The 24,003-nt window shown below is 68.1% G+C and carries 25 protein-coding genes; 7 read left to right on the forward strand and 18 right to left on the reverse strand.

Going from position 1 to position 24,003, the window contains the following annotated elements:
- The first annotated feature begins 67 nt into the window (after positions 1-67).
- Positions 68-1,543: a hypothetical protein gene (locus ASC79_RS17660; RefSeq protein WP_162244302.1), complete on the forward strand. Its 1,476-nt coding sequence runs from the start codon at positions 68-70 to the stop codon at positions 1,541-1,543.
- Between the two features lie 5 nt (positions 1,544-1,548).
- On the opposite strand, the gene ASC79_RS17665 is transcribed toward ASC79_RS17660, so the two are convergent.
- Entirely contained in the window at positions 1,549-2,055 is a 507-nt protein-coding gene (locus tag ASC79_RS17665; RefSeq protein WP_235528755.1) for a response regulator, read from the reverse strand.
- Positions 2,056-2,198: 143 nt separating this feature from the next.
- On the opposite strand from ASC79_RS17665, the gene ASC79_RS17670 reads away from it, so the two are divergent.
- Positions 2,199-3,467: an MFS transporter gene (locus tag ASC79_RS17670; RefSeq protein ID WP_056021362.1), complete on the forward strand. Its 1,269-nt coding sequence runs from the start codon at positions 2,199-2,201 to the stop codon at positions 3,465-3,467.
- A 4-nt stretch (positions 3,468-3,471) separates the two neighbouring features.
- On the opposite strand, the gene ASC79_RS17675 is transcribed toward ASC79_RS17670, so the two are convergent.
- Positions 3,472-4,497 carry a DUF2804 domain-containing protein gene (locus tag ASC79_RS17675; RefSeq protein WP_056021359.1) on the reverse strand — a complete coding sequence of 342 codons (1,026 nt, stop codon included), beginning with the start codon at positions 4,495-4,497 and terminating at the stop codon, positions 3,472-3,474.
- A gap of 139 nt (positions 4,498-4,636) precedes the next feature.
- Here ASC79_RS17675 and ASC79_RS17680 point away from each other — a divergent pair, with 139 nt between their 5' ends.
- Both ASC79_RS17680 and ASC79_RS17685 read left to right on the forward strand, forming a co-directional pair.
- Positions 4,637-5,107, forward strand: coding sequence for a hypothetical protein (locus ASC79_RS17680; RefSeq protein ID WP_156378363.1), 471 nt, complete (start codon positions 4,637-4,639; stop codon positions 5,105-5,107).
- A gap of 46 nt (positions 5,108-5,153) precedes the next feature.
- On the forward strand, positions 5,154-5,564 hold the full coding sequence (locus tag ASC79_RS17685) for a hypothetical protein (protein ID WP_056021353.1): 411 nt from the start codon (positions 5,154-5,156) through the stop codon (positions 5,562-5,564).
- On the opposite strand, the gene purQ is transcribed toward ASC79_RS17685, so the two are convergent.
- From purQ to purC, 5 genes are read right to left on the reverse strand one after another with little or no spacing between them, the layout of a single operon-like run.
- The gene (gene purQ / locus ASC79_RS17690; protein WP_056021350.1) at positions 5,561-6,223 is read right to left on the reverse strand and encodes a phosphoribosylformylglycinamidine synthase subunit PurQ; all 663 of its coding nucleotides are present in this window, start codon (positions 6,221-6,223) and stop codon (positions 5,561-5,563) included. The two genes, ASC79_RS17685 and purQ, sit on opposite strands and share 4 nt — an antisense overlap.
- A gap of 10 nt (positions 6,224-6,233) precedes the next feature.
- Positions 6,234-6,719: a DUF3291 domain-containing protein gene (locus tag ASC79_RS17695; protein ID WP_056021348.1), complete on the reverse strand. Its 486-nt coding sequence runs from the start codon at positions 6,717-6,719 to the stop codon at positions 6,234-6,236.
- A gap of 10 nt (positions 6,720-6,729) precedes the next feature.
- On the reverse strand, positions 6,730-7,110 hold the full coding sequence (locus ASC79_RS17700; protein WP_056021339.1) for a hypothetical protein: 381 nt from the start codon (positions 7,108-7,110) through the stop codon (positions 6,730-6,732).
- Complete coding sequence (gene purS, locus ASC79_RS17705; protein ID WP_056021337.1) at positions 7,107-7,349, reverse strand: phosphoribosylformylglycinamidine synthase subunit PurS; 243 nt, start codon at positions 7,347-7,349, stop codon at positions 7,107-7,109. Before purS ends, ASC79_RS17700 begins: the two co-directional genes overlap by 4 nt.
- The gene (gene purC / locus ASC79_RS17710) at positions 7,349-8,107 is read right to left on the reverse strand and encodes a phosphoribosylaminoimidazolesuccinocarboxamide synthase (protein WP_056023569.1); all 759 of its coding nucleotides are present in this window, start codon (positions 8,105-8,107) and stop codon (positions 7,349-7,351) included. Before purC ends, purS begins: the two co-directional genes overlap by 1 nt.
- 246 nt (positions 8,108-8,353) lie before the next feature.
- Here purC and ASC79_RS17715 point away from each other — a divergent pair, with 246 nt between their 5' ends.
- Positions 8,354-8,677, forward strand: coding sequence for a DUF1476 domain-containing protein (locus ASC79_RS17715; protein WP_056021334.1), 324 nt, complete (start codon positions 8,354-8,356; stop codon positions 8,675-8,677).
- A gap of 68 nt (positions 8,678-8,745) precedes the next feature.
- Here ASC79_RS17715 and ASC79_RS17720 read toward each other — a convergent pair whose 3' ends face one another.
- From ASC79_RS17720 to ASC79_RS17730, 3 genes are all read right to left on the reverse strand, one after another.
- Positions 8,746-9,132: a hypothetical protein gene (locus ASC79_RS17720; protein ID WP_056021331.1), complete on the reverse strand. Its 387-nt coding sequence runs from the start codon at positions 9,130-9,132 to the stop codon at positions 8,746-8,748.
- A gap of 43 nt (positions 9,133-9,175) precedes the next feature.
- The gene (locus ASC79_RS17725; protein ID WP_056021328.1) at positions 9,176-9,406 is read right to left on the reverse strand and encodes a hypothetical protein; all 231 of its coding nucleotides are present in this window, start codon (positions 9,404-9,406) and stop codon (positions 9,176-9,178) included.
- 268 nt (positions 9,407-9,674) lie between these two features.
- Positions 9,675-11,099 carry a coniferyl aldehyde dehydrogenase gene (locus tag ASC79_RS17730; RefSeq protein WP_056021326.1) on the reverse strand — a complete coding sequence of 475 codons (1,425 nt, stop codon included), beginning with the start codon at positions 11,097-11,099 and terminating at the stop codon, positions 9,675-9,677.
- A gap of 195 nt (positions 11,100-11,294) precedes the next feature.
- Between ASC79_RS17730 and ASC79_RS17735 the strand changes: the two genes are divergently transcribed.
- Positions 11,295-12,305, forward strand: coding sequence for a calcium-binding protein (locus tag ASC79_RS17735; RefSeq protein ID WP_056021323.1), 1,011 nt, complete (start codon positions 11,295-11,297; stop codon positions 12,303-12,305).
- A 100-nt stretch (positions 12,306-12,405) separates the two neighbouring features.
- Positions 12,406-13,644, forward strand: coding sequence for an acetyl-CoA C-acetyltransferase (locus ASC79_RS17740; protein WP_056021320.1), 1,239 nt, complete (start codon positions 12,406-12,408; stop codon positions 13,642-13,644).
- A 41-nt stretch (positions 13,645-13,685) separates the two neighbouring features.
- Here the strand turns inward: ASC79_RS17740 and ASC79_RS17745 are convergent, their stop codons facing one another.
- From ASC79_RS17745 to ASC79_RS17780, 8 genes are all read right to left on the reverse strand, one after another.
- The gene (locus ASC79_RS17745; RefSeq protein ID WP_056021317.1) at positions 13,686-14,174 is read right to left on the reverse strand and encodes a pyridoxamine 5'-phosphate oxidase family protein; all 489 of its coding nucleotides are present in this window, start codon (positions 14,172-14,174) and stop codon (positions 13,686-13,688) included.
- Positions 14,175-14,233: 59 nt separating this feature from the next.
- Complete coding sequence (locus ASC79_RS17750; RefSeq protein ID WP_056021314.1) at positions 14,234-16,162, reverse strand: BCCT family transporter; 1,929 nt, start codon at positions 16,160-16,162, stop codon at positions 14,234-14,236.
- A gap of 57 nt (positions 16,163-16,219) precedes the next feature.
- Positions 16,220-17,362 (reverse strand): MFS transporter, encoded by a 1,143-nt coding sequence (locus ASC79_RS17755; protein ID WP_056021311.1) that lies wholly within the window; start codon positions 17,360-17,362, stop codon positions 16,220-16,222.
- Entirely contained in the window at positions 17,359-18,621 is a 1,263-nt protein-coding gene (locus ASC79_RS17760) for an HdeD family acid-resistance protein (protein ID WP_056021308.1), read from the reverse strand. Before ASC79_RS17760 ends, ASC79_RS17755 begins: the two co-directional genes overlap by 4 nt.
- 69 nt (positions 18,622-18,690) lie before the next feature.
- Complete coding sequence (locus ASC79_RS17765) at positions 18,691-19,917, reverse strand: PLP-dependent aminotransferase family protein (protein WP_056021305.1); 1,227 nt, start codon at positions 19,915-19,917, stop codon at positions 18,691-18,693.
- A gap of 216 nt (positions 19,918-20,133) precedes the next feature.
- On the reverse strand, positions 20,134-21,459 hold the full coding sequence (gene purB / locus ASC79_RS17770; protein ID WP_056021303.1) for an adenylosuccinate lyase: 1,326 nt from the start codon (positions 21,457-21,459) through the stop codon (positions 20,134-20,136).
- 62 nt (positions 21,460-21,521) lie between these two features.
- Positions 21,522-22,214: a MarC family protein gene (locus ASC79_RS17775; protein WP_056021301.1), complete on the reverse strand. Its 693-nt coding sequence runs from the start codon at positions 22,212-22,214 to the stop codon at positions 21,522-21,524.
- A 74-nt stretch (positions 22,215-22,288) separates the two neighbouring features.
- Positions 22,289-23,776 carry an MFS transporter gene (locus ASC79_RS17780; protein ID WP_056021298.1) on the reverse strand — a complete coding sequence of 496 codons (1,488 nt, stop codon included), beginning with the start codon at positions 23,774-23,776 and terminating at the stop codon, positions 22,289-22,291.
- Positions 23,777-24,003: the final 227 nt, after the last annotated feature.

A 24,003-nucleotide genomic window follows, 5' to 3' on the forward strand; every position in this document is an offset into this window, starting at 1 on the left:
GCATATGTGCCAAGCAGGGGGACGTGCGATGGGCCGGAATTCTCAACGGTGGTTGCTGGCCGGCGCAGTGAGCGCCATCGCCTTGGGCGCGCAGGCCGCGCCGCGTCTCGAGACCGTTCTGAAGCCGGTGCGCGATGGCGCGGCCGAGGTCGCCGCCATCGAGGTGAAGGCGCAGCTGACGGGCGTGGAGGGCGAGGCGCTCGTGCTCTCGGCGCCGGTGACCTATGCCGGGGTGCGCGGCGTCGCCGACCGGGTGCAGGGGCTGAGCGTGCGCGACGTCAAGGGCGTGGTTCCGCTGTCCGCCGTCGACGATCCGGCCGCGCCGGGCGGCTTTCCCTATTTCCGTCATTGGACGGCCCAGCGGCCGGTCTCCTATCCCGTGACGATCACCTATCGCTCGGTGGTGCAGCCGGCCGGCGCGCCGCAGGGCCCGCCGTTCGGCATCCGGCCCTCTGGCGGCGGGGTCAGCGGCGCCGGGGCGGGGTTCCTGGTGCTGCCCGAGCAGGTCGGCGAGGCCGAGCTGGAGGTGCGTTGGGACCTCAGCGGCCTGGCCAAGGGGTCGAGCGCGGTCGCCTCGTTCGGGGACGGAGACGTCACGCTGGCCGGTTCGCCGGAGAAGCTGCGCCAGGCCTGGTACATGGCCGGGCCGATGGGGCGCTATCCGACGCGCGGCGACATCGACGGCTTCAGCGGGACGTGGCTGGGCCAGGCGCCGTTCGATCCGGCGGCCGAGCTGGAGTGGTCGGGCAAGCTCTACCAGCAGCTCGACAAGGACTTCGGATACCTGAAGCCGGCGCCGCGCTATCGCGTGTTCATGCGCTTCCTGGACACTCCGCCGGTCGGCGGCGGCACGGCCCTGCCCAATTCGTTCATGCTCTCGCGCGCCTCGGCGCCGAGGGACCTCGCCGCGAAGGGGCCGCGGACGACCTTCGCGCACGAGATGATCCACCAGTGGGTCGGCGGCGTGGAGTCGCCCGGCGCGGTGGGGATCAGCAGCTGGTTCAGCGAGGGCCTGACCACCTACTATACGGCGCTGGCGCCGATGCGGGCTGGGTTCAGCTCGGTCGAGGCGTACGGCGAAGAGATCAATGCGGCGGCCCGCGGCTACTGGGGCAGCGAGGCGCGCGACTGGTCGGCCGAAAAGATCGCCAAGGCGGGCTTCGGTTCGGAGAGCATCCGCCATGTGCCCTACAATCGCAGCGCGCTCTACTTCGCCGATCTCGACGCCAAGATCCGGGCGAAGTCGGGCGGCAAGCGCAAGCTGGACGACCTGTTGGCGCCGATGTTCGTCAGCCGCGAGCAGGGCGTGAAGTTCGACCACGACGCCTGGAAGGCGATGGTCGGCGCCGAGCTCGGACCCGAGGCGGTCGCGACCTTCGAGGCGGTGGTGCTGAACGGCGAGATGTTCACGCCCGAGGCCGGCGCCTTCGGGCCGTGCTTCACGCGCGAGGCGACCACCTACAAGGTCGGGGAGGCGAGCGTCGAGGGCTATCGGTGGACGCGGGCGGCCTCGGTTCCCGACGCGACGTGCCGGGCCTGGTAGGCCGCCTAGAGTTCGAGCACGCCGGCCTGGTCGATGGCCCGGCGCAAGGGACCGGCATAGCCCGCCTGCGGCCGCCGCCTGCGATCGGGACCGAAGAAGTCCGATGCGGCGATGTAGGGCCGCGGCCGCATGATCACCGACTCGAGCCGTAGCAGGATGTTGCGGGCGGTCACCGGCTTGGCCAGGAACTCGTTGACCCCGCGGTCGCGCGCGGCGTTGAGGCGCGGCAGGTCCGAATGGCCGGTCAGCATGATGATCGGCAGGTAGCGGTTGTCCCCCGGCAGCGCCCGAACCCGGGAAATGAAGTCGAGACCGTTCATCACCGGCATCTCGTAATCGACATAGGCGACGTCGATCTGCTGGTGCGGGAGCAAATCGAGGGCATGGCGACCATCGGTTGCATAGAACAAGCGGTTCACCCCTGCGGCGGCGAGAACCGTGCCGATGATGGTGCGCATCTGCTCGTTGTCGTCGACGACGAGTATTCGCAGAGCCCCAAGTCCTTGAGTCACTTTCTCGTCTCCGGCGAATCTCTAGCCAGATAGACGCCAATTGGGCGAACTGTCGCAAGCCCCAGAAGCGGTTTTCGGGGCCGCTGAGCCTTGACCTCGCCTCCGTCAGGCGCGAAGCGGGATGCCAATCATTGGGGGTGGGGATGTCGAAGACTACTGAGGCGCCGTCGGCGCGGCGGGTCCTGGGCGCGAGCCTGGTCGGGACCGCAGTCGAATTCTACGACTTCTACATCTACGCGACCGCCGCCTCGCTGGTGTTCGGGCCGCTGTTCTTCCCTGACGCCTCGCCTTCGATGCAGCTGCTGTCGTCCTACGCGAGCATGGCGGTGGCGTTCTTCGCCCGGCCGGTGGGGGCGATCGTCTTCGGCCACTACGGCGACCGTATCGGCCGCAAGTCGACGCTGGTGGCCTCGCTGCTGCTGATGGGCGCCTCGACGGTGCTGATCGCCTTCCTGCCGACCTACCAGCAGGCCGGATGGCTGGCGCCGGTCATGCTCTGCATTCTGCGCTTCGGCCAGGGCTTCGGCCTCGGCGGGGAGTGGGGCGGGGCGGCGCTGCTGGCGGTCGAGAACGCGCCGCCGGGCTGGCGCGCGCGCTACGGCATGTTCCCTCAGCTCGGCGCGCCGGTCGGCTTCATCGCCGCCAACGGCCTGTTCCTGATCCTGGGCATGCTGCTGACGCAGGAGCAGTTCCAGGCCTGGGGCTGGCGCATCCCGTTCCTGGGCAGCGCCCTGCTGGTCGGGGTCGGCCTGTGGGTGCGGCTGAAGCTCACCGAGACCCCGGCCTTCTCCAAGGCGCTGGCGGAGGAGAAGCCGTCGGATGTGCCGCTGGCCGAGCTGTTCAAGCGTCACCTAGGCCCGACGCTGGCGGGCACCTTTGCGGTGGTCGCGTGCTTTGCGACCTTCTACCTGGCGACCGCCTTCGCCCTTGGCTACGGCACCCAGACCCTGGGCTACAGCCGCGAGACGTTCCTGTCGGTGCAGCTGGGCGCGATCGGCTTCATGGCGCTGGGCATCGTGCTGGCCGGCTATTGGTCGGACGCCACCAACCCGCGCCGGGTGCTGATGGCCGGCTGCTTGATGGCCATCGCGGTCGGCGCGCTGATGGCGCCGATGATGGGCGGCGGCTCGCTGCTGGGGGCCTGGGCGTTCCTGTCGCTGGCGCTGCTGACCATGGGCTTCGTCTACGGCCCGCTGGGCGCGTTCCTGCCGGGGCTGTTCCCGGCGCGGGTGCGCTATACCGGCGCCTCGATGGCCTTCAATGTCGGCGGCATCATCGGCGGCGGCCTGACCCCGATGATCGCCCAGGCGCTGTCGACGCAGGGCGGCCTGGTTCCGGTGGGGATCTATCTGGGCGTGGCGGCGCTGATCAGCCTGGTGGCGCTGCTGCCGCTGAAGCACCAGCAGGCCTAGAGGCTCACCAGTGGTTCTCGACCTCTTCGGCGAAGCCGATGAGGTCGTCGATCTGCAGCCGCGTGCCGTCGTCGAGCACCGCGACGCCTGAGAACTTGCCGAACACTTGGTGCTGGCGGCTGCTGACCGGCCCCATCTGGAAGTCGGCGTGGCGGTCGACGATCGGCTCGAACGTCATCTCGAAGCGGCCGTCGCTGGAGGTGAAGCGCCAGGGACCGCTGTCGTGGGCGCCCGGCGGCAGATGGAACTCCAGCTCGGTCAGCTTGTGGGCCTTGCCGTCGAAGAAGAGGATGTTCTCCGAGGCCGCCGAGGTGTCGCCGAAGCCATAGCCGATGTTGAAGCCGAACGGCTTGCCGTCGACCAGGCCCGAGGCCGAGCCCCAGTACCAGGTGTTGTCGTAGGTCCAGACGCCGCGGCCCCAGTCGAGCACGCCAAAGGCGCTGGTGGGTTCGAAGTCGTAGCGCTTGCCGGCATAGACCACGTGGCCGCTGGCCGGCATGCAGTTGATCTTCTGGTTGTAGTAGAAGGCTGTGGCCTGCTCGGCGAACGGCGTGGCGATGACCATGCGGTCCATCGGCGGCTGGGCCAGGAAGATCTCGCCGGAGATGCCGGCGCCCTTGTCGAAGCCCGGGGCGTCGAACACCAGGCTGCGGCCGCCGGGCGCAAAGCGGAAGGCGATCTCCATCTTCGGATGCACGTGGACGATGTCGCCGGCGTCGGCGCTGGGCGGCAGCGCCATGGCGCCGTGCGGGGCGGGCAGCCCGACCCCGCCGTTGACGAAGCTGCGGGCCTGGAAGTCCATCCAGGAGACTCCGAGGAAGCCCATGTGGCCGTTGTCCGCGACCGTCAGCGCCAGGCCGAAGTCGGGCGACAGGATCGCGTAGTAGTCCCACTCCTTGATCGCCGTGTCGTCATGCGGCACGCCGATGGCGGCGCGGTCATAGCGGCGGACTTCCTGCGCGGCCCAGCCGCGCGCGGCCAGATGGCCGTTTGCGTCGAGCAGTTCGCCCGATCCCAGCTTGGTTTGCATGTCGCCTCCGCGTGTCGTTGGGGCGTGCTTAGGGCATGACGCCGCGGAAGCGCAAAGCGCCGCGTCGCGAGCGCGATTGACCGCGTGAGTGTCGAGGCGTATCGCTATTGCGAGTCATTCGCATATTAGGAGCCGCCCCATGGCTATCGCCCCCCAAGCCGCTGCGTCCCTCCGAGTCGGACCGGTGGGTCTGGCCGTGTCGGAACAGCTGGTGCTGGCGTCGTTGCGTGCGTGGGCGCGGGCCAGGATGTGCGACGAGGATCCGCGCGAACTGGTGCGGCCCGGGCTGACCCATGTGAGCTCCAAGCCCGTGGCGAGCGTGTTCGTCGCCCTGATGGAGCATGTCGAGCGCAACGCCCTGCGGTCGATGGAGGTGCATTGCGTCGCCTGCGGCGGCTATTCGCAGGACGAGCAGCGGGTGGTGCTGGCCTGCGGCGTAGCGCGGTGCGCGCCGGACGTGGCGCTGCAACTGTTGAGGCCGCTGGTCGCGCAGCCGGAGGCGCCGGTGCTGCTGGCGCGGACGCTGAACGTGGCGCTCTGCAACGCCGGCTTCCCGATGCCGGTGCGGATGTGGGACGACGATGCGAGCGTGCCGGCCACCGTGCACTGAACTCGGCGCGCTGGAATCGCGCCGCCATCGGGTCTAGGCAGGCCCGATGAATAGTAATGATGACGAGCTCGGGTTCGACGGCGGCGGCTATGACGCCGAGGACTGGTCGCGGCTGAAGCCCTTCACCGGCGCGTTGGCGACGCTGGAGGACGTGCAGAACCGCGTTGCGATCTTCGCCCTGGGCGACACCAGCGGCGGGCGGCCGATAGACATGGAGCTGCCGCAGCCGGTGATCTGGTGGGAGGACGACGGCGAAGTCGCCGCCGTCGCCGTCCAGGCTGAAGCGCACGATTCCGAAGAGGGCGAGACCATGGAGGTGCTCGGCCTCGTGCTGCCCGACGGCGGCGGCGCGGTGGCGCTGCTGGAGGACGTCGATCTGGTCGACGACAGCGATCCGGTCTGGCGCCGGCTGGTCACCGAAGCGATCGGCGACGAAACCGGCGACGACGAGGACTAGGCGCTGGCGAGCGCGCTCTGGAACAGGATCGCGCCGTCGGCCGAGCCCAGCTCGGGTTCGAAGGCGCGGTCGGGGTGCGGCATCAGGCCGATGACGTTGCCCTGCTTGTTGACAATGCCGGCGATGTTGCGCGACGAGCCGTTGGGGTTGTCGAGGTAGCGGAAGACCACCTGGCCCTCGCCCTCCAGCCGGTCGAGGGTCTCTTCGTCAGCGAAGTAGTTGCCCTCGCCGTTGCCCACCGTCATCTCAACCTCGCGGCGGCCGTTGTAGCCGGCGGTGAAGCGGGTCTGGGCGTTGGTGACCTCGAGCGCCACCGGCTTGCAAACGTACTTCAGCCGCTCGTTCCGCAGCAGCGCGCCAGGCAGCATCTTCGACTCGGTCAGCACCTGGAAGCCGTTGCAGATGCCGACGACGGCGACGCCGCGCTCGGCCGCAGCGCGCACCTCGGTCATCACCGGCGAGAGCGAGGCCATGGCCGCGCAGCGAAGGTAGTCGCCGTAGGAGAAGCCGCCGGGCAGGACGATCAGGTCCAGGCCTTGGGGCAGGGCGGTGTCGCCATGCCAGACCATGTCCACCTTGGCGCCGGTGGAGCGTTCGACGGCGACCTTGCAGTCGCGATCGCAGTTGGAACCCGGGAAGACGATGACGGCGGCTTTCATGGGCGGCCCTTTACGCGCATTTGTCGAGAATTGGGAGGGGGGAGGTGGTCGCATCCGGCGCCGGATGCGGCGCACGGAAGGTGAAGGCGTCCGGCGTCGGCCCGTGGCGTTCCAGCAGGGCCAGCCTGGCGACGCCCTCGGCGACCGTCGGCTCGTGCCCGACCGGGACCCACCAGAGGGCCATGAAGACCTCCATCTCGTGAAACCACTCGGCCCGGCGGCGCATGATCTGGCTGTGGCCGGAGCGATAGACGAAGGCGCCCAGGGCGGCGGGGCTTTCCCAGACCGACATGTTGGTGATGATCATCGGATCGTCGAAGGCGGCAAGGTCGGTGGCGTCGTTCCCGTCGCCGGTCAGCCGCCAGACGAAGCCCTTTGAGGCTTCGGCCAGGGCGTTGATGCGGTCGAGATTGTCGGTGAAGTCGGCGGTTTCCGGCGCGTCGAGCGGCGCCTTCAGGCGGGCGACATTGATCTGGGCGAGATGATAGCTCGTCATGGCCTTGTCCCTACCTGGCGCTGAGGCTCTCCAGATAAGCCATCACCTGGGCGAATCCAGCCTTGTCGCCATAGGCGCAGCCGGTGTTCTTCATGACCTTGCGGCCGGCTTCCTGGACGGCTTCCTGCTTGAAGATCGCCGGATGGCCGGGCGCGCCCTCCTGTGTCAGGACGAAGGCCTCGCCGCCGCCCCGCATGTTGTAGAAGCGGTAGGGCTCGCCGCGCTCCTGCGGCGCGGGAAGCAGGCCCGGCTGGGCCAGGACCTTGGCCGAGAGTGCCTCGTAGGAGAGCGAGCAGTCGAGCGCCAGGCGCGGCCGGGGCGGCTCAGGCTCCGGCGCGCAGGCGGTCAGGATCAGCGGGAGAATGGGGGAGAGGGCGAGGAGCCCTCTCACGCCACCTCGATCCGGTAGCTTTCGATGACGGTGTTGGCGAGCAGCTTCTCGCACATGTCCTTCACCTGGGCCTCGGCGGCGGCCTTGTCGGTCGCGTCCTTGAGGTCGAATTCGATGGTCTTGCCGACGCGCACGCCATCGACCTGCGGCCAGCCCAGGCCGTGCAGAGCGTTTTCGACGGCCTTGCCCTGAACGTCCAGCACGCCGGGCTTCAGGAACACATGAACTTTCGCGCGCACTAGTGCAGGCCTCCTTGGATGACGGTGGGCATCTCTTTCATGATGCCGAGACGACGGGCCACTTCGGTGTACCCCTCGATGACGTCGCCCATGTCGCGGCCGAAGCGGTCCTTGTCCAGCTTCTCGTTCGTCTGGCTGTCCCAGAGACGGCACGAATCGGGGCTGATCTCGTCGGCCAGGATCACCCGCGAGAAGTCGTTCTCGTAGATGCGGCCGTACTCGACCTTGAAGTCGACCAGGGTGATGCCGACCCCGGCGAACAGGCCGGTGAGGAAGTCGTTCACGCGCAGGGTCAGGGCCATCATGTCGTCGATCTCCTGGGTCGAGGCCCAGTTGAACGCGGTGATGTGCTCCTCGGCGACCATCGGGTCGGAGAGCTTGTCGTCCTTCAGGTAGAATTCGATGATCGAGCGCGGCAGGGCCTGGCCCTCGGGCAGGCCGAAGCGCTGCGACAGGCTGCCGGCCGCGACGTTGCGGCAGACGACCTCCAGCGGAATGATCTCAACCTCGCGGATCAGCTGCTCGCGCAGGTTCAGGCGGCGGATGAAGTGGTTCTGAACCCCGATCGAGTTCAGCTTGGTCATCACATATTCGCTGATGCGATTGTTGATGACGCCCTTGCCCTCGAGGATCGCCTTCTTCTGCGAATTGAACGCGGTGGCGTCGTCCTTGAAGTACTGGATCAGGGTGCCGGGCTCGGGGCCCTCATAGAGGATCTTGGCCTTGCCTTCGTAGATCTTCTTGCGGCGGGTGGTCATGTGCGCCTTCTCCCAGAGCGAGGGCTTGGCCGCCAGCGGAAAAACGAAAAACGCGCGCAGTTCCATGCAAACGCGCGCGGCTCCGACCGTATGGCCCTCTCACTCATATGAGGCCCGGAAAAACTAACGGAATGGGCGGCGGCGCGCAAACGGCGCAAGAGCCGCAGAGGCCTCTTCGTGCGTTTACGTTGCTACGGCGCGGTTCACGGGATATGCAACGCCGACCGACCGCCTACTGGGGAACACATGACGACCTTCGACGATCGCGAGCGTGGCTTTGAAAAGAAGTTCGAGCTCGACCAGGAGCAAGAGTTCAAGGCCGGTGCGCGTCGCAACCGCATGCTGGGCGAGTGGGCTGCTGGTCTGATGGGCCTGTCGGCCGACAGCGTCACCGAATACGCCAAGGCCGTGGTGAAGTCCGACTTCGAGCTGCCGGGCGACGAGGACGTTCTGCGCAAGGTGTTCGAGGACCTGAAGGGCTCGGGCGTCGCCGTCAGCGAGGGCGAAGTGCGCATGAAGATGGACGAACTGCTGGCCCAGGCCCGCGAGCAACTGCGCTCGGGCGAGTAAGCCTCAGATCTCCCAAAAAAGAACGCCGCCCCACCGGGCGGCGTTTTTTTTGGCCTGATGGTCGGCGATCAGCCGATCCGGCGCAGAGCGCTTTCGTCTAGCGCCGATGTCACGTCGAAGCTTGCGGCGTCGCCTTCCAGGCCGATGAGGTCCACGTCGACCTCCCAGCCATCGGCGGTGCGCAGGCGCGTGGCGCAGGCGACATCGAGCTGGAAGAGCGCGGCGAGCTTGTCGAGATCGCCCTGCAGCGCGCCGCTCGCGACGCAGGCCGAGCCGAGCTGGAAGACGTCGAGTTCATAGGTCACGGGGACCCAGCCATCGGACCAGATCAGGACGCCTGGGCCCCGCAGGGCCTTGAGCAGACGCATCCGGCCTTCGCGCCGGCGGTTGCCGCCGGAATTGTGGGTCTGGGCGGGCCGCGTGCCGGTCCAGGCGATGGGGGAGGTTGCGGTCATCTGGCCCCTTCCGGGCTTAGGCGCCTTGGGGCTCGGCGGCTGGTCATCGGCGCGTGAGGCGCCAGCCCCGCATCTCGTTGTGGGCCATCTCCACCGACACCCGCGCGCCGAGCATGGGGCGCGAGGCTGAGGCCGGCCCCTTGGCGTCGTAGGCTTCGACATGGTGGCCGTTGTCGAGCCGCACGTCATGAGCGCCGTTGGCGCCGGTTCCGGCGATCCGGCCGGCGAAGGCGATGGGACTGTTGGGGCGCGCGCCGTTGTTCATTTCGATCATGGGCGATCTCCCGCACGCCGTCCCGAAGCCGGGCGACGGGCTTACTATCGTGAATTTCAGAATTGATTGCCTAAACCTACCACGTATGGGGCAGATGTTCGCCTAGTATTTATCAGAAAACGCTCAGGCGAGATCCGTCGACGCCTGCTCGATTGGGGGCGGAAGATTGGAATTGGTTCCATAGACGGCGCGGTATTTCGCGAACCGAGGATCGTTCTACTGAAAAAGCGCGCGCAGTTTTGGGGCGGCGTTCGCCGCCCCAGCCCTGTCAGCGCTTCAGTTGTCCGTCGAGGTACTTGCGGATGGCCGGGCCGAAGGGCGGGCGCATCTGTTGCAGCGGCTTGTCCGCCTTGATCTGGGTGTAGATCGACTTGGCGTGGCTGAATTCGCGGAAGCCGTCGACGCCATGGTAGCTGCCCATGCCGGACGGCCCGACGCCGCCGAAGGGCAGGTTCTCCTGGGCGACGTGGAAGATCACGTCGTTGACCGTCACCCCGCCGGAGGTGGTGTTCGAGAGCACCTTCTCGCGTTCGCTCTCGTCGGAGCCGAAGTAGTAGAGGCCGAGCGGGCGCTCGCCCTTGTTCACATAGGCGATCGCCTCGTCGATCCCGGAATAGGTCTTCACGGGCAGCACCGGGCCGAAGATCTCCTCCTGCATGACCTTCAGGTCGTCGCTGGGGTCGATGATCAGGGTGGGGGGGATCTTGCGGTGCTCCTGCTGGGAGAGGTCCTCGCCGTCGGGCTTCAGCTCGATGACCCGCGCGCCCTTGGCCTTGGCCTCGTCGATATAGCCCTTGATCCGGTCGTAGTGCCGCTGGGCGATGATCGCGGTGTAGTCGGGGTTGTCCTTCAGGGTCGGGAACATCTTCGACACCGAGGCCTGGGCGCCGGCGATGAAGGGCTCGAGGGTCTCCTTGGGCGTCAGGACGTAGTCGGGCGCCAGGCAGATCTGGCCGGCGTTGAGGGTCTTGCCGTTCATGATCCGGGCCGAGGCGACATCGATGTCCGCCGACTTGCCGAGGATCACCGGGCTCTTGCCGCCGAGCTCCAGGGTCAGCGGCACCAGGTTCTCGGCCGCCGCCCGCATGACGTGGCGGGCGATCGAGGTCGCGCCGGTGAAGATCAGGTGATCGAAGGCGAGCGAGGAGAAGCTCTGCCCGACCTCGGGGCCGCCGGTGACGACCGCGATCTCCTCGTCGGAGAAGGCGCCGGCGAACATGCTGGCCATCAACTCGGAGGTGGCCGGCGTGAATTCGGACGGCTTGATCATCGCCCGGTTGCCGGCCGCCAGCACCCCGGCCAGCGGCGCGAAGGTGAGGTTCACCGGGAAGTTCCAGGGGCTGATGATCCCGATCACGCCCTTGGGCTGGAAGCGGATCTCGGCCTTGGCGCCGAATAGGCCAAGGATCGCGGGCGAAGGCTTGCGCTTTTCAGGACGCATCCACTTGGCCAGGTTTTCCTTGGCGTTCTTCAGCGGGCCGATGGAGCCGGAGACGTCGGTGAAGGCGGTCGCTTCGCGCGACCGGGAGCCGAAGTCCTCGTTGATCGCGTCCTCGATCGCTTTGCGGTTGTCGATCAGCAGGGCGATGGCCCGGTCGATGCGGTTGATGCGGACCTGGGCGGAGGGCTCTCCGTCCCGCAGGTGAGCGGCCTTCTGCTTGGCCAGCAGGGCGTTCATCGCATTGGCGTCCATGACTTATCGTCTCCTCCCGAGTATCCGGCGGATGTTCGGATAGTGACGTTACGGAATGGAAGTGATGCAGGCGCGGGCCGGTCTGGCGCGGGCCGATTTCCTAATTCGTCTTAATACGGCGCCACCTATCCGCGTTGAGCATTGACGCACGTCTGGGGCGAGCCCGTCATGCCGGGAAACCCATGGGAGCAGGTGATGGCGTTTCTGAAGGCCGGCGCCAGGTTTGGCGTGAACATGGACACCATTGATCTCAATATACTTTTCAGCGGCGCGATCACGCTGGCCAACACCGGGCGGATCTACGCGGACGGGGCGCTCGGCGATCGGGTGGCGCTGTTCGGGCGGTTCAGCTTCGACGGGGCGGGCCGGCTGGCCGGCGGCGAGCTGAACCACATTCAGGAGAACCTTTCCGGCTTCCTGCACTTCGACGTCTCGGGATTTTCGGCCTCGGCGACGCGGATCGTCGGGCTGGCGGCGGACGGCGACATGCAGACGGCGTTCCAGCTCATCCTGAACGGCGACGACAGTCTGCTGGGGGTGTCGTTCGACGACGTGTTGCGCGGCTATGACGGCGACGACACCATCGACGGCGGCGGCGGCTACGACACCATCACCGGCGGCGAGGGCGGCGACGTCATCGTCAGCGGAACTAACCACGGCGCCGGCGACAGCTACCTGCGCGGGGATGCGGGCGACGACTCGATCGTCGGGGGCATTCGGTTCGACGACATCAACGGCAACATCGGCCGCGACACCATCCGCGGGCGCGAGGGCGACGACTGGGTGGTCGGCGGCCAGGACGGCGACCTGCTCTATGGCGACGCCGGGGCCGACCAGGTCTATGGCAACATGGGCGACGACGCCGGCTTCGGCGGCGCGGGGAACGACACCCTGCGCGGGGGGCAGGGCTCGGACGTGCTGCAGGGCGAGGCCGGGGACGACTTCATCAGCGGCGACCGCGGGACCGACACGGTGGCTGGCGGCGGCGGGGCCGACATCTTCAACACCTTCGCCGGCGCCGGGATGGACAGGGTGCTGGATTTCAACGGCGGCGAGGGCGACCGGGTCCGGGTCGAGGGCGGCGTCGCCTATACGGTCAACCAGGTCGGGACCGACGTGCTGGTGAACCTGGGCGGACCGGACGTGCTGATCCTGGTCGGGGTGCAACTGTCCTCGCTGCCGGCGGGATGGATCTTCTCAGCCTGATCCCTGCGACGCATTTGCGCTGGACTGACGTGGCGGCGGGTGGGCGACTGTCGGCCAAACGATCCGGCGCGCGCCGGACGCACCAGGAAGGAACACGACTATGCCCGAGGCCCTGATCATCGACGCCTGCCGCACGCCCCGCGGCATCGGCAAGGTCGGCAAAGGCGCGCTGGCCGATTTTCACCCGCAGCACCTGGCCGCCACGGTCCTGAAGGCGCTGGCCGAGCGCAACAATCTGAAGACCGGCGAAGTCGACGACATCATCTGGGGCACCTCCAGCCAGCGCGGCAAGCAGGGCGGGGACCTGGGCCGCATGGCGGCGCTGGACGCCGGCTATGACGTCAAGGCCAGCGGCATGACGCTGGACCGGTTCTGCGGCTCGGGCATCACCACGGTGAACCTGGCGGCGGCGCAGATCATGTCGGGCATGGAAGACCTGGTGATCGCCGGCGGCACCGAGATGATGTCCTACACCAGCTCCACGGGCGACCCGTCCACGCCGCCCATGATGGACGGCGGCAACCTGCGCCTGCGCGCGCGCCATCCGCAAAGCCAGCAGGGCGTCTGCGCCGACGCCATCGCCACCCTGGAAGGCATCGACCGCCGCGCCCTGGACGAGCTGGCGCTGCTCAGCCAGCAGCGCGCCGACGTGGCGGTGAAGGGCGGTCACTTCGACAAGTCGCTGGTGCCGGTCTATCGCGAAGACGGCTCGCTGGCCCTCGACCGCGAGGAATTCCCGCGGCCGCAGACCACGCTGGAAGGGCTGTCGGCGCTGAAGGCGTCGTTCGAGATGATCGCCAACGTGCCGGTCGACGACAAGGGCACCACCTATGGCGACCTGATCCGGCAGGTCTATCCGGACCTGAAGATCACCCACATGCACCATGCCGGGAATTCCTCGGGCGTGGTCGACGGCGCGGCGGCGGTGCTGCTGGCCTCGCCGGCCTATGCGGCCAAGAACGGCCTGAAGGCCCGCGGCCGGGTGGTCGCCATGGCCAATATGGGCGACAGCCCGACGCTGATGCTGAACGCCCCGGTGCCGGCGGCGCAGAAGGTGCTGGCCAAGGCCGGCCTGACGATCGACGACATCGACCTGTTCGAGATCAACGAGGCCTTCGCGGTGGTGGCCGAGAAGTTCATCCGCGACCTGAAGCTGGACCGCGACAAGGTCAATGTGAACGGCGGGGCCATGGCCCTGGGCCATCCGATCGGCGCCACCGGCTCGATCCTGATCGGCACCATCCTGGACGAACTGGAACGCCGCGACCTGAAGCGCGGCCTGGTGACCATGTGCGCCGCCGGCGGCATGGCTCCGGCCATCATCGTCGAGCGCGTCTAGACGGAAGTCGAAGGCTCCCCGAACGGGGGAGCCTTCACGCCTTAGCTGAGGCGGACGTCGGCGACCTTGTCCTTGTATTCCTGCTTCGGATCGGCCCCGAGCAGGAGCTTCACGCCGGCGAAGAGGCTGTTCTCGTTCAGCCAGATCTGGGCGCGGTCGGGATCGAAGCGGATCAGCTGAAGCTTCGGATCGGTCTTGCCGCCCTCGAACCAGGCCGCGACGAAGCGATTCCAGAGCCGGTCGATGACCGCGGGATCGTTGTCCAGCACCAGGTCGCCCTGAAGCGTGGCGAAGAGATCGTGGCCCTTGGACGCGAAGTGGGCGACCGCTTCGTGGCGCGCGCCGATGGCCTCGACGAGGTCGGTGTCCTTGGCGGTGAAGAACCAGATCGAACGGCGGTTGTCGCCGTCGAGCTGGGCGGTCATGGGCTGGGCGTGGCCCTCATCGACCCCGGACAGACCCAGCATGAGGGTCATGTCCGACTTCAGGGCCTTCCAGAACTTCTCTTCGATTTCGTGGTTGGTCGCCATCGGGTCCTCCTTTGGGTGAGGGAGGGGAACGGCAGGCGCAAGGGTCTGTTCCAGCGTGACTATTGGCCGATTTCGGCGACGTGCCGATCATCGCGCCGCCAGAGTTCAAGCTGCACCAGGATGTCGGAGACAATCTGTTCGCGCGTGAAACCGGTGACGTCACGGCGGCGGGACGAGCCGGCCTGGGCGGTCAGTCGCCACTCCTGGGCGCGGCGGCCTTCGGGCGCATCCAGCGCCGAAAACGCCGGCAGCGGCCGCGACGTGGCGGCGAGCCGGTAGTCGAAATCGCGGCCGGCGGCGTGGCGCACCTTCAACGCCGCGCCGAAGGTCTCGCCGATCACCTCGGCGGTGTCGACGCCCTCCGCCGACAGGGCGTTGCACACCTCCTCAAGGGCAGGGAGGCCGTGGCGGGTGAGATGGGCGTCGATGTCGCGCCGACGCGCAGGCGCCAGGATGCGCTTGACCCGCTCGGCCAGCGGCGGCGCTTCGGTCATGACGCTGACTCCCGCCAGGTCCGCATTCATCTGGCGAACGAGGCCGACGGCCAGCAGGATCATGATCAGCGCGAAGGGCAGGGCGGCGACCAGGGTCGCGGCCTGCAAGGCTCCGAGGCCGCCGGCCAGCAGAAGCAAGGCCGCGGCGAGGCCTTCCAGCGAGCACCAGTAGACCCGCTGCCAGCGCGGCGTATCCTCCGCGCCGCCGGCGGCGATAGTGTCGATCACCAGAGAGCCGGAGTCGGCCGAGGTGACGAAGAACACCGCCACCAGGGCGACGGCCAGAGCAGAGGTGAAGCCAGGCGCCGGCAGATGCTCCAGGAAGTGGAAGATGGCGGTCGAGAGATCGGCGGCCACCGCCTGGGAAATCGCCCCGGCCGCCTCGCCCATGTCGAGACTGATCGCGGTGTTCCCGAAGACGGTCATCCAGAGGAAGGTGAAGGCCGTTGGGACCAACAGGACCCCGACGAGGAATTCCTTGACGGTGCGGCCGCGGGAGATCCTGGCGATGAACATGCCCACGAACGGCGACCAGGCGATCCACCAAGCCCAGTAGAACAGCGTCCAGTTCGCCATCCAGGCCCGAGGCTCGTAGGCGTAGAGGGTGAAGGTGCGGACGAAGAAGTGGTCGAGGTAGAGGCCGAAGTTCTGGACCAGGGCCTTGGCGAGGAAGCCGGTCGGCCCGGCGATCAGCACGAAGACCATCAGGCCCACGGCCAAGATCAGGTTCAACTCGGAGAGCCGGCGGACGCCTTTGTCGACGCCGGTCAGTACCGAAACGCTCGCGGCGGCCATCACCAGAACGATCAGCCCGACCTGAACGCTGGGCCCCGTCGGCATGCCGGTGAGATAGTTTAGGCCGCTGTTGATCTGGGCCACGCCGAGGCCGAGGGAGGTGGCGATGCCGAACAGCGTGCCGCAGATGGCGAAGATGTCGACCGCATCGCCGATCGGCCCGTCGATGCGCTTGCCCAGCAGCGGGTAGAGGCCCGAACGCAGCGTGAGCGGCAGGCCCTTGCGATGCGAGAAGTAGGCCAGGCTGAGGCCGACCACGGCGTAGATCGCCCACGCGTGGACGCCCCAGTGGGTGAAGGTGATGACCATCGCCTCGCGCGCGGCGTCCATGGTCATGGGCGTGGCCTCTGGCGGCGCAGCATAGTGCTGGATGGGCTCGGCGACGGCGAAGTACATCAGGCCGATACCCATGCCGGCGGCGAACAGCATGGCCAGCCAGGACAGGTAGGGGAACTCTGGCTCGGCGTCCTCGGGCCCCAGCTTCAGCTTGCCGGTCGGGCCGAAGGCGAGCACCAGGACCAGAAACAGGAAGCCGGCGACGGCGGCGACGTAGAACCAGCCGAAGGTCTCGATGACCCAGGTCTGGGCCGCCTGGAAGACGTAGTCCGAGGTTCCGGGGGCAAGGGTTGCGAGCGCCAGCAGGACGCCGATGATCGCGCTGGAGCCCCAGAACACGCGGGAATTCATCTTGGTTTTCATGCGCGAACCTAGCGCTGAGGTCCCGCTTGGCCAAATAACGGCCTCGCGACGAGCGCGCTACGCGCCCTTGCGCAGCCGCCAGGCGAGGACGGCGAAGCCCAGGCAGGCAGCGGCGGCGAACAGCGGCAGGCCTTGCGGCGTGGCCTCCATCGCCAGGCCGGCGGTGGCCGGGCCGAGCAGGGCGCCGACGCCCCAGGCTAGCGACATCACCGCGTAGATCCCGACCAGGTCGCCGCCGCTGAAGCGGCCGCCGACGTGGGCGAGGGCGATGGTGTAGATCCCGACAAAGATCCCGCCCCACAGGAAGATGGCCGGATAGGCGAGGTAGGGGGTGTCCAGGATCAGCGGCCAGACCAGCGCGCCGCCCGCCGAGAGCACGGCCAGGCCGATCAGCAACCGTCGCCGGTCCATACGGTCGGCCAGCCAGCCGATCGGCAGTTGCAGCAGCACCGCGCCGATCAGCAGGGTCGAGAGCAGGCGCGCGGCGCCCGGCTCGCTCCAGCCCGAGTGCATGGCGTAGATGGCGAAGAAGCTGAGGCCCGCGGTCTCGATGGCGGCGTTCAGCGCGGTGCTGGCGATGCCCACGGGCGCCAGCTTGAGGTAGGCCATGGGCCGGACAGTTGGCGGCTCGTCGAAGCTGGGCGCGCGGACCTTCGAGAGCGCCATCACCGCCAGGGCCGCCAGGGTGATGCCGGCGCCGATCAGATAGGCGCTCGCGCCGTCGGTCCCGACCACGGACAGGATCATGGGGCCGACCGCGTAGCCCAGCGACAGCGTCGCGGTGTAGGCGGCCATGGTGCGCCCGCGGCTTTCCTCGGTGGCCATGCCGTTCAGCCAGGCTTCTGAGCTGACGAACAGCAGTTCGGAGGCCACGCCCAGGCAGAAGCGGAGCGGGAACCAGAGCCAGATCCAGGGCGAGGCGGGAAAGAGCGCCAGCACGACCGCCGCCGCCGCCAGCGCCGTGAGGCTGAGGCTGCGCAGACCAAAGCGCGCCGCCAGCCGCGGCAGGAAGACCGCCACCAGCAGCACGCCCAGGGCGTACATCGCCGCATTGAGCCCGATGGCGCCTTCGCCCAGCCCCCGCTTGATGAGGTTCAGCGAGATCAGCGGCGAGACCAGGCCATAGGTCAGGCCGAAGATCGCCGCCGTCGCGATGACCACGCCGATGGCCAGCGGCCGGGGCGGCTCGCGGGCGCTCATGCGGCCTTCGACGCGCGCTGCGTCACGGCCTGCAGCCTTGCGGCGTAGTCGAGCACCAGGCCGGGCGTCCAGGTCATGCTTTCGGCCCGACCGCGCAGCAGGGCCAGCAGGTACATGTTCGGATCGAGGAACAGCCGCAGCAGCCGCGGTCCCGGGCGCTCATGGGAGAACACGCCCTCGATGGCCGCGTCGAGCGCCATGACCACGGTCGAGGAGCAGTTGCGGCGGGTGAGATTGTAGGTGTCGTCGCGGCTGTAGTCCGACCAGAACTGGCGCAGGGCGTTGCGGTTGTAGCGATGGAACGCGATGTGGCGATCGGGCGGGCACCAGTCGGCGACCTCGGCCTCGTGCGAGGGCAGGAAGCGGCCGCGGATGTCGTTGTCCGAGGTGGCCCACAGCATGTGAGTGAAGTCGGTCGGCGAGTGGTCGATCTCCACGCCCGGATAGTGGCTGACATAGAGTTCGGGCGGGCAGTCGAGCGCCGAGTGGCCGGTGGAGATCACGCCCTTGCGGTCCACGGCGGCGACGTAGCGGTCGACCAGCGGCCGCCGCAGCGGGTCGAGCGCCGAGCCGGTCGGGGTCCAGACATAGACCGTCAGCGGGTCGGCGTGGCTCCAGGGCGCGGCGCTGTCAGGGTTGGGAAGCGGCGTGCGGGCGTGCCAGTTGAGATGCGAGAACAGCGGCAGCGCCGTGACCGAGGCGCCGGGCGGCAGGTGGCGCAACTGCCGGCCGATGCGGAAGAAGGCCAGGCCGGTCATCGCCACGGCCAGCCCCAGGCAAAACGGCGCGGTCAGATGGTGATGCAGCGGCCAGTCGGCGAAAATCAGCACGGCCAGGATGAGCTCGCCGATCGCCCCGGCCAGCGCCCAGCGCCAGGTGTGGAAACGGACAGTGACCGCGGTCAGGATGCGCAGAGCGCCGTCGAGCGCGAAGGCGGTCCCGAGAATCACGGTCGCCCCGAGGTTGCGGTCGGCCGGGAAGTTGTAGGCGAGGAACCCGCAGACCATGAATACCAGGCCGCGGACGATGGCCGCGCTGCTGCGGCGCGCGCCGATGAACAAGGCCGCGCCAAGATCGATCAGGCCGTAGAAGAACAGCACCGCGCCGACCACGTCGATGGTGAAGATGTCGACGCCGTTCCAGACGTCGGCGACCAGGACGGCGCCGAACGCCATGCAGAACACGCCCAGCGCCACAAGGGTGCGCCAGTGAGGCTGGAGCGCCTTTGCGCCGATCAGAAGCAGGGCGAGGTGGACCATCTAGGGAGGTATTGAAGCACCTTCTTCCGCGTTGCGGGAGTGGGCGAGCGACGTTCGCCCACCGCCTTTCTAGATCTGGCGGGCGATCAGCTGCGCCAGGCGCGCCACGCCGTCGTCGATCTCGGCCGCAGTCGGCAGCGAATAGCTCAGCCGGATGGCGTTCGTTGAGGGGACTTCGGCGAAGAACGGCTCGCCGGGCACGAAGGCCACGCGCTCCTCGGCGATGGCGCGCTCCAGCAGGTGCTTGCCGTCCATGCCGTCCGGCAGCCGCAGCCAGACGAACATGCCGCCTTCCGGCTTCGACCAGGTCACGCCCTGAGGCATGTGACGGTCGAGGGCGTCCAGCGTCGCCTGGGCCTTGGCGCCGTAGGCGTTGCGCAGGCGCGAGAGGTGTTGCTCGTAGTCCTCGGTGACGGTGCGCCAGCCGACCATCTGGTTGATGGTCGAGACGTGCAGGTCGCTGCCCTGCTTGAGCAGGACCAGCTTCTCGATCACCGCCCGTGGACCACAGACCCAGCCCAGGCGAAGCGCAGGCGAGATGGTCTTGGAGAAGGTGCCGCAGAAGAGGGTGCGGGCCTGCTCGATCGAGCCGGAGCGCGCCACGTCCAGGGCCAGCAGGCTGGGATGGATCTCGCCGGCGAAGCGCAGCTCGCGATAGGCGGCGTCCTCGATCAGGGTCATGTCGAGCCGGTCGGCCAGGTCCAGCAGCGCCTCGCGCTGAGCCAGCGGCAGGCTCTCGCCCGTCGGGTTGGCGTAGTCGGGCACGAAGTAGCCGAGCGGCCGCGGCGCGCGGCCGGCCATCAGCGCCTGGGCGTCGCAGTCGCCGCTCAGCGCATCCTCCGGCAGGTCGAGATAGCTCGGCTCATAGGCGGTGAAAGCCTGCAGCGCGCCGAGATAGGTCGGTCGGGCGACCATCACCGTGTCGCCGGGGCTGATGAACAGCTTGCCCAGCAGGTCGAGCGCCTGCTGCGAGCCGGCGGTGAGCATGATGTTGTCCGGTCCGCAGGGGACGCCGTGCGCGGCCATGCGCTCGGCGATCCATTCGCGCAGCGGCAGGTAGCCCTCGCTGACCGAGTACTGCAGGGCCTGCCGCGAGAGGTCGGGGTCGGCCAGGATCGCGTCGTAGCCGGCCTGGATGCGCTCGGCGGGGAAGAGGCCCGGATCGGGGATGCCGCCGGCGAAGGAGAGGATGTCGGGCTGGTCGAGGAGCTTGAGAAGCTCGCGGATCTCGTTGGCGCGAACGCGGGACATGCGGTCGCTGAAGCGCTGGGCCCAGTCGGTGCTTTGGGTCGTCATGTGCTTGGTCTCGTGATGTCGCGACGGCGCTGGCCGTCCAATGGGCCGCGCGTGCGCGCGGCGTCGCCTGATCGGGTCAGGGCGTCATACGATGCAGGTCGGGCCGTAGGTGCGGCGGAGCCAGAAGCACCGCCGACCGCGCATGGTCGTGAACATGCCTGTTCTCTAGCCTGACTTGGCCGGAGAAGGAACGGACCTTCTCCGGCCGAAAGCGGCTTACTCCGCGGCGGCCTTGGCCATCGCCTCTTGGCCGAAGACGCGGGCGAAGACGGCGTCGACGTTCTTGAAGTGGTAGCCGTTGTCGAACAGCTCCGAGAGCTCCTCGTCCGACAGGATCACTTCGGGATCGGCCTTGAGGAAGTCGAGGAAGTTCCCCTCGCCGCGCCACACCTTCATGGCGTTGCGCTGGACGGCGGCGTAGGCGCCCTCGCGGCTGATGTCCTTCTGGGTCAGGGCCAGCAGCACCCGCTGGGAGTGGACCAGGCCGCCGAGGCGGTCGAGGTTCTTCAGCATGTTCTGCGGGTAGATCAGCAGGCGGTCGACGACATTGGCCAGGCGGCGCAGGGCGAAGTCGAGGTGGATGGTGGTGTCCGGGGCGATGCCGCGCTCGACCGAGGAGTGGCTGATGTCGCGCTCGTGCCAGAGGGCGACGTTCTCCATGGCCGGGACCACCGCCGAGCGGACCAGGCGGGCCAGGCCCGTCAGGTTTTCGGTGAGGATCGGGTTGCGCTTGTGCGGCATGGCCGACGAGCCCTTTTGGCCGACGTCGAAGAACTCTTCGGCTTCAAGCACTTCGGTGCGCTGCAGGTGGCGGATCTCGACGGCGAGGCGCTCGACCGACGAGGCGACGACGCCGAGGGCCGCGAAGTAGGCGGCGTGGCGGTCGCGCGGAATGACCTGGGTGGAGACCGGCTCGACTGCCAGGCCCATCTTCTCGGCCACGTGGGCTTCGACCTCGGGCGAGACGTTGGCGAAGGTGCCGACGGCGCCGGAGATCGCGCAGGTGGCGATCTCGAACTTGGCCATCGCCAGGCGTTCCTTGGCGCGCACGAACTCGGCGTAGTGGCCGGCGAGCTTGAGGCCGAAGGTGGTCGGCTCGGCGTGGATGCCGTGGCTGCGGCCGACGGTCGGGGTCAGCTTGTGCTCGAAGGCGCGCTTCTGCAGCGCGGCCAGGACCAGGTCGACGTCATCGATCAGCAGGTCGGTGGCGCGGCTGAGCTGGACGGCCAGGGCGGTGTCATTGACGTCCGACGAAGTCATGCCCTGGTGCAGGAAGCGCGCTTCCGGGCCGACGATCTCGGTGACGTGGGTCAGGAAGGCGATGACGTCGTGCTTCACTTCGCGCTCGATGGCGTCGATGCGCTCGACGTCGAAGATCGCGTCGCGGCCCTTTTCCCAGATCGTCTCGGCGGCCTGCTTCGGGATGACCCCCAACTCGGCCATCTTGTCGGCGGCGTGGGCCTCGATCTCGAACATGATCTTGAAGCGCGTCTGCGGGTCCCAGATCTGGGCGGCTTCCGGGCGGGCGTAACGGGGGATCATGGCGAGGGCTCCTTCGGGGCGGGTGTTAGCCTCCCGGAGCCGTAATCGCAATGTCGGGCGCCTTAGTTGAGGCCCTTCAGATAGGTCGGGACCAGGCTTTCCAGGCCGCTGGAGATGATCTGGACGCCGACGCACAAGAGCAGGAAGGCGACGAGGCGCGACAGCACCCGCGCGCCCGACCGGCCCAGCAGCGACAGCACGACGCTCGACCAACGGTAGGAGACGCCGACCATCAGCGCCACCAGCACCGCTGCGATGCTCACCCCGGCGAAGAACGACAGTACACCCTGATTGTCCGATGGGCGCTGCGAGGCCAGTGCGATGGCGACCGAGATCGCGCCGGGGCCGGTGGTGAACGGCATGGTCAGGGGGAAGAACGCGACATCCTCGTGCGAACTCGCGCCGGTCGGCGCCGCCGCGTTGGCCTTGCGGTCCTCTTGAACCTCCGGGTCCATCAGCAGGCTCCAGGCGCGGATCGCCACGACAAGGCCGCCGGCGACCCGCAACGCGCCCAAGCTGACGCCGAAGAAGCCGAGGATGTAGCTGCCGAGCAGCAGCGACCCCAGCAGGATCAGCAAGGCGTTGAAGGCGATGCGCCAGGCCAGCTCGTGCCGGTCGCTGCGCCCCTCGGTGACCTGATGGAAGGTCAGCGCCGCGCCGATTGGATTGACGATCGAGAACAGCGCCGGGAAGGCGAGCAGGAACGCACCGACGACGGTGGTGAGCGGAAGCGGGTTGAGGTCGCTGAGGGTCATGCCGTTGAGAGGTTACGCGCAAGCGGGCGCCCCAGGCTAGGTTGCTTCACCCCCTGGGGCGCCGGCCCGACGCACTAGGCGCCGGCGGCGGCCTCGGCTTCGGTCTTGGCCAGGGCGTCGGCCATGTCCTTGGGCAGGGTGATGGCGGCGAGCAGGTAGTGCAGGCCGGCCCAGGCGTAGATCAGCAGGTTCCAGACGATGCCTTCGCGCGTGCCCTGGGCGACGGCTGCCTTGCAGGCCGCGTCGATGGCCGCGCCGGCGCCTTCCTTGCCGACGCCGCCCGGGCAGAGTTCGAAGAAGGGACCCAGGTCCTTGGCGGCGAACTGGGCCTGGCTGAGCGTGTCGATGACCCAGCCGCAGAAGGGCGGGCCAAAGCCCAGGGCGATCAGGTTCAGCACGAAGAACAGCAGGGCGGTCGCCGTGGCGCGCATGCGCAGGGAGACAGCGTTCTGGATCACGCCGAAGGTCGGGCCGAGATAGGTGTAGTGGAAGATGCCCGGGATCAGCAGCAGCGCGGCGGCGATCTTCCAGTCGTCGCGGGTGTAGACGAGAATGTAGAGCGGGCAGGCGATCAGCAGGCCGATGGCCGGGACCAGGGCGTACCAGCGGCCCGACCGCCGCGCCGCGTAGTCGGTGAGGAAGCCGCCCAGCAGCGTGCCGATGCCTGAGGCGACGCCGCCGATGACCCCGAAGATCAGTCCGACCGTAGCGAGGTCGAGGCCGAACATGCGGATGAAGTACGGCGCCGAGTACTGGCCGGTGCCATAGCCGGCGAAGGAGGCGAGCGTGATGCCCGCCACCATGTGGAAGAAGCCCCACTTGCCGAAGATCCGCTTGGCCACCGCCATGATCGAGGGCGGCTTGGCGTGGACGGCGGGGGCGGTCTCGTCGCCTTCCAGCACCGGGGCGTCGGCCGCCTGTTGGGCGACGAGGCGGTCGGAGTAGCCGCGCGGCGGCTCCTTGACGAAGATCTTCAGCAGGATCGCGACGATGATGCCGGGCAGCCCGACCAGGAAGAAGGCCATGCGCCAGTCGAGGTTCTGGGCGATCCAGCCGCCGGCGACCGCCCCGAACATGGTGCCGAGCGGAATGCCGAACGAATAGATCGACAGCGCCGAGGCGCGTTTCTTGGGCTCGAAATAGTCGGAGATCAGCGAGTGGGCGGGCGGGGAGAGGCCTGCCTCGCCGACGCCGACGCCGACGCGGAACAGCAGCAGCTGGAAGAAGCTGGTGGCCATGCCGCAGAGCGCGGTGAAGCCCGACCACACCACGATGGCGATGGTGATGATGTTGACCCGGCTATGACGTTCGGCGAGCCGCGCGATCGGGATGCCGAGGGTCGTGTAGAGCAGGGCGAAGGCCAGGCCCCCCAGCAGGCCCAGCTGGGTGTCGGTCAGCTTCAGGTCGACTTTGATCGCCTGGCCGATGGTGGAGATGATCGTCCGGTCGATGAAGTTGAAGGTGTAGGCCAGGACCAGAAGCCAGAGGACCGTCTGCTTGTAGCCCTCGGAGAAAAGCGGCGTGCGCGCAGGCGCCGGGGCGCCCGCATCTGTGGCGGCCATGACTCTGGTTCCCTTCCCCGATTTGTTCGTTGAGGCGAGCATGGCCGCAGCCGCGGTGAAGGGGAAGAGCTCATGCGTCGCAGGGGAGGCGCAGGCGCCCCGGCCTTTGCGAAACCCTGGTCGCGGATCAACATATGTTGGGCGGTTAAGTTACGGAAAATACGTATTATTCTCCCGGAGCGCTTTACGATTTCGTTTACCCTACAGGCGCAACCTTCCAGTTGTGG

Source organism: Phenylobacterium sp. Root1290 (assembly GCF_001425305.1).
Taxonomy (GTDB): domain Bacteria; phylum Pseudomonadota; class Alphaproteobacteria; order Caulobacterales; family Caulobacteraceae; genus Phenylobacterium.

What these genes read in the sequence shown, in the direction of transcription:
- ASC79_RS17735 (WP_056021323.1), top strand. Translation starts at nt 11,295, where the DNA reads ATGGCGTTTCTGAAGGCCGGCGCCAGGTTTGGCGTGAACATGGACACC.
- ASC79_RS17670 (WP_056021362.1), top strand. Translation starts at nt 2,199, where the DNA reads ATGTCGAAGACTACTGAGGCGCCGTCGGCGCGGCGGGTCCTGGGCGCG.
- ASC79_RS17740 (WP_056021320.1), top strand. Translation starts at nt 12,406, where the DNA reads ATGCCCGAGGCCCTGATCATCGACGCCTGCCGCACGCCCCGCGGCATC.
- ASC79_RS17775 (WP_056021301.1), bottom strand. Translation starts at nt 22,214, where the DNA reads ATGACCCTCAGCGACCTCAACCCGCTTCCGCTCACCACCGTCGTCGGT.
- ASC79_RS17745 (WP_056021317.1), bottom strand. Translation starts at nt 14,174, where the DNA reads ATGGCGACCAACCACGAAATCGAAGAGAAGTTCTGGAAGGCCCTGAAG.
- ASC79_RS17715 (WP_056021334.1), top strand. Translation starts at nt 8,354, where the DNA reads ATGACGACCTTCGACGATCGCGAGCGTGGCTTTGAAAAGAAGTTCGAG.
- ASC79_RS17680 (WP_156378363.1), top strand. Translation starts at nt 4,637, where the DNA reads ATGGCTATCGCCCCCCAAGCCGCTGCGTCCCTCCGAGTCGGACCGGTG.
- purB (WP_056021303.1), bottom strand. Translation starts at nt 21,459, where the DNA reads ATGATCCCCCGTTACGCCCGCCCGGAAGCCGCCCAGATCTGGGACCCG.
- ASC79_RS17725 (WP_056021328.1), bottom strand. Translation starts at nt 9,406, where the DNA reads ATGATCGAAATGAACAACGGCGCGCGCCCCAACAGTCCCATCGCCTTC.
- ASC79_RS17760 (WP_056021308.1), bottom strand. Translation starts at nt 18,621, where the DNA reads ATGGTCCACCTCGCCCTGCTTCTGATCGGCGCAAAGGCGCTCCAGCCT.
- ASC79_RS17780 (WP_056021298.1), bottom strand. Translation starts at nt 23,776, where the DNA reads ATGGCCGCCACAGATGCGGGCGCCCCGGCGCCTGCGCGCACGCCGCTT.
- purC (WP_056023569.1), bottom strand. Translation starts at nt 8,107, where the DNA reads ATGACCACCCGCCGCAAGAAGATCTACGAAGGCAAGGCCAAGATCCTC.
- ASC79_RS17685 (WP_056021353.1), top strand. Translation starts at nt 5,154, where the DNA reads ATGAATAGTAATGATGACGAGCTCGGGTTCGACGGCGGCGGCTATGAC.
- ASC79_RS17755 (WP_056021311.1), bottom strand. Translation starts at nt 17,362, where the DNA reads ATGAGCGCCCGCGAGCCGCCCCGGCCGCTGGCCATCGGCGTGGTCATC.
- ASC79_RS17750 (WP_056021314.1), bottom strand. Translation starts at nt 16,162, where the DNA reads ATGAAAACCAAGATGAATTCCCGCGTGTTCTGGGGCTCCAGCGCGATC.
- ASC79_RS17730 (WP_056021326.1), bottom strand. Translation starts at nt 11,099, where the DNA reads ATGGACGCCAATGCGATGAACGCCCTGCTGGCCAAGCAGAAGGCCGCT.
- ASC79_RS17765 (WP_056021305.1), bottom strand. Translation starts at nt 19,917, where the DNA reads ATGACGACCCAAAGCACCGACTGGGCCCAGCGCTTCAGCGACCGCATG.
- ASC79_RS17720 (WP_056021331.1), bottom strand. Translation starts at nt 9,132, where the DNA reads ATGACCGCAACCTCCCCCATCGCCTGGACCGGCACGCGGCCCGCCCAG.
- ASC79_RS17675 (WP_056021359.1), bottom strand. Translation starts at nt 4,497, where the DNA reads ATGCAAACCAAGCTGGGATCGGGCGAACTGCTCGACGCAAACGGCCAT.
- ASC79_RS17695 (WP_056021348.1), bottom strand. Translation starts at nt 6,719, where the DNA reads ATGACGAGCTATCATCTCGCCCAGATCAATGTCGCCCGCCTGAAGGCG.
- purQ (WP_056021350.1), bottom strand. Translation starts at nt 6,223, where the DNA reads ATGAAAGCCGCCGTCATCGTCTTCCCGGGTTCCAACTGCGATCGCGAC.